A 3,534-nucleotide genomic window follows, 5' to 3' on the forward strand; every position below is an offset into this window, starting at 1 on the left:
GTCTACAGAGGTCATGAGCAAGACCTATTAGAAAAATTGGTAAAAATTACAGAAGTACCAATTTATAATGCTATGACAGATATGTTTCACCCTTCACAAATGATTTCGGATATGCTCACCATTAGGGAAAAATTTGGCTATCTAAGAGGCCTAAAGCTTGCTTATCTTGGCTATCCTGGTGATATAATGCCAAATTCACTTGTAATTACTTGCTCAAAACTTGGTATAGATTTTGTAGGCTGTGGACCAAGGAAGTTTTTCCCTAGAAGAGATTTGGTCAGACTTTCTAGAAAGTTTTCCGACAAGCACGATTCGGATGTTATTTATACAGATGATATCGAGGAAGCAGTGGCAGATGCCGATATAATTTATACAGATATGTGGATTGCCCTTACAGAAAAAGAAGACCCACCTATGGATAGGATAAGGAGGCTTTATCCTTATAGGGTGACCGATGAGGTCATGGCCATGTGCGATAAGGATGCGATTTTTATGCACTGCCTGCCAGCCTTCCACGACCACAAGTCAAACCTTGCAAAAAAGGTCCTAGCTAAACTCCCAGATGACATGAAAGATTGGGATTTTAATGGTATGGAAGTCGCTGATTCAGTCTTTAGGTCAGATAAATCCATGGTTTTCGACCAAACTGAAAACAGGATTCCTGCTGTGAAGGCGATTTTATATTCAACATTAAGATATGATTAAAAAAAGCTGGTAAGTGATTTGCAAGCTCTCTTTGATTTTCAAAGACCGTTTGCCCATCTTATGCCAGCTTTTTAATTGTTTATTTTTTAGAAGTTAAGTAATAACTCGATTTTCCTTCTTGTAGTATAAGTCAAACTCTTTGTAAATCGTGAACCTTAGCCGTTTTTCTATCATTTAAGTTAAGTATATGTTATATTATCATTATATCCAGTGAATGAATTTTTTATCAATATTTTATGCAAAAACCAGGATTAATATGAATTGTTATTCATTATTAAAAAGGTTGATTTTAGGAATTGTTATCAATATCAAATGAATAAAAAAACTAAAATTAAGAAAGGTGAGCCTAACATTTGTGTTATTTCAATGATTTACATAAAAATATTTTTGCATAAAAACTTGCTATTACTGAAAAATCAAATATAATAATATTATGATATTTATACAATATTAATATATTTTATAAAGGAGAGTAATATGATAAGCAAAAAGTTTTTAAGAATTGGTGCAGGAGTTTTAGTTGGAGCTCTTGGAGGAAAGATTTTAAGCTCAGAACTTGCTAAGAAAGCAGCTGTAGGTGCTGTTGCAGGTGGTCTTAGAGTAAAAAAATCTATTGATAAGACAGTAGAACAAGTAAGAGTTTCTGCTGATGATATAGTAGCAGAAGCTAAAGAAGCGAACGCAAAAGAAGATTTAGAAAAGGCTAAAAAAGCAGCAGAACTAAATATAGATGAAGTTGCTAAAGAAGACCTAATTAATCAAATCAAAGAAGAAATCAAGGCTGAAATCAAAGAGGACGAAGATAAATAATGAGGGCAAGTTTAGCCCACAGGCTAGATACCAGGGCTAGGTTTGTATATGAGGAAAATCTTAGCTTTGATCTAGCCAATAATCTAAAATATTTAGTACAAGGATTAGAGGGCGTTAAGTTTTGCAAGGTAAATCCCCTTGCAAATTCCTTTACAGTTAGTTTTGAAAAGGGAAGCCTTCCAAACCTTGCCAGGTTTATCCTAGACCTTGATTTAAAAACTATAAAAGACTTGGTTATCGATGATCCTGATTTCTACCCACAAGAAGAAGAGGATATCTTTAGGATTTTAAGAGATGCTTTTTATAGGAGGATTTTCTTCAGATACTTCATACCAGCACCTCTTGGTCCATATTTTATTATGCTAAGAGCCTATCCATTTATTAGGGACGGTATAAAGGCAATCCGCCAAAGAAAGTTAAATGTAGACCTATTGGACGCTACAGCTATCTCTGTATCCCTAGCAACAGGGGAATTTGGCGATGCAGCAAATATTATGTTCCTCTTAAACTTAGGTGAGAGATTAGAAGATTATACTCTAAAGAAATCTCAAGAAGATTTAGCCCATTCCCTAGCCTTAAATATTGATAAGGTCTTTGTGGTTCAAGATGGTAAGAAATTCTTAAAACCACTCAAGGAAGTAGAAGTAGGTGATCTTGTAGCAGTTGAAATGGGATCAACTATTCCAGTCGACGGTGAGGTTGTAGAAGGCCTTGCTATGGTCAACGAAGCATCCTTTACAGGCGAAAGTGAAGCGGTCAAGAAAAATAAAGGATCAGTTGTTTTTGCAGGAACAGCCTTAGAAGAGGGTGGTATTCTTGTAAAAGTAAGCAAAAAATACGATGATTCAAGGTTAAGCCACATCATAAACCTCATTTCTGAAAGTGAAAGAAACAAATCACTTTCTCAAAAGAAGGCAGAAAGTATGGCGGATTCTCTTGTTAAGTATTCCTTTATAGGAGCAGGTCTAACCTACCTACTTACAAGAAATTTCATCAAGGCCAAGTCATTTTTGATGGTTGATTTTTCTTGTGCTCTTAAATTAACAATACCTATAGCTACTATGAAGGCTATAAGTCAGGCGTCAGATATGGATGTTATAGTAAAGGGCGGTAGATTTTTAGAAAACCTAGCCCACGCAGATACAATTGTCTTTGACAAAACAGGTACTTTGACTAAGTCAGAGCCTAGTCTTGCTAAGGTAATTGCCCTTACAGATATAAGTGAGGATGAGTGCTTGAGGATAGCAGCCTGTCTTGAAGAACACTTCCCACATTCTATAGCTAACGCTGTGGTAAAGGCCGCCAAGGATAAGGATCTTCATCATGAGGAAATGCACTCTAAACCAGAGTATATTGTAGCTCATGGTATAAGGGCATATATAGCAGATAAGGCTGCCCTAATTGGTTCTGAGCATTTTATACTTGAAGATGAAGGTATAGAAATATCTGACGAAACCAAGAAGATGATTGACAAGCTCAAGGAAAATTATTCCCTTCTTTATTTGGCATTTTCAGACAGGCTAATAGCAGTGCTTTGTATAGAAGACCCAATAAGGGAAGAAGCTGAAGGGGTAATTGAAGATTTAAGAAAGCTTGGATTTAGCGAAATTGCTATGCTTACTGGAGATGCAGAAAATGCAGCTTCATCTGTTGCAAAAAGATTAGGTCTTGATCACTATCAATCCCAAGTCCTACCTGAAGATAAGGAAGCCTACATCAAAAAGAAAAAGGCTGAAGGTAGAAAAGTTATAATGATTGGCGACGGAATAAATGATTCTGTAGCTCTATCAGCTGCTGACGTTGGTATAGCTATGCACCAGGGAGCTGATATAGCTAAGGAGATTTCAGATATATCCATAGGCACAGACAGCTTAGAAGGTTTGGTAGAGGTGATAAAACTTTCCAAATCTATGGATAGGAGAATTAAGACTGACTATAGAAAAATAGTAGGAATTAATTCTAGTCTAATTATCCTAGGAGTTTTGGGACTTTTATCAAATACAAATTCATCCCTAATCC

General features: G+C 36.0%; 3 protein-coding genes. All 3 read left to right on the forward strand.

Annotated features, from left to right (window positions below):
• On the forward strand, nt 1-705 hold a 705-nt coding region (locus tag RQ893_RS08585; protein ID WP_311482603.1), incomplete at its 5' end, for an ornithine carbamoyltransferase.
• Between the two features lie 477 nt (nt 706-1,182).
• Nucleotides 1,183-1,515 carry a DUF6110 family protein gene (locus tag RQ893_RS08590; RefSeq protein WP_311482604.1) on the forward strand — a complete coding sequence of 111 codons (333 nt, stop codon included), beginning with the start codon at nt 1,183-1,185 and terminating at the stop codon, nt 1,513-1,515.
• The coding region (locus RQ893_RS08595; protein ID WP_311482605.1) for a heavy metal translocating P-type ATPase at nt 1,515-3,534 on the forward strand (2,020 nt) is incomplete at its 3' end. The genes RQ893_RS08590 and RQ893_RS08595, both read left to right, overlap by 1 nt.

It is taken from the genome of uncultured Anaerococcus sp., assembly GCF_963510915.1.
In the GTDB taxonomy this organism is placed as follows: Bacteria; Bacillota; Clostridia; order Tissierellales; family Peptoniphilaceae; genus Anaerococcus.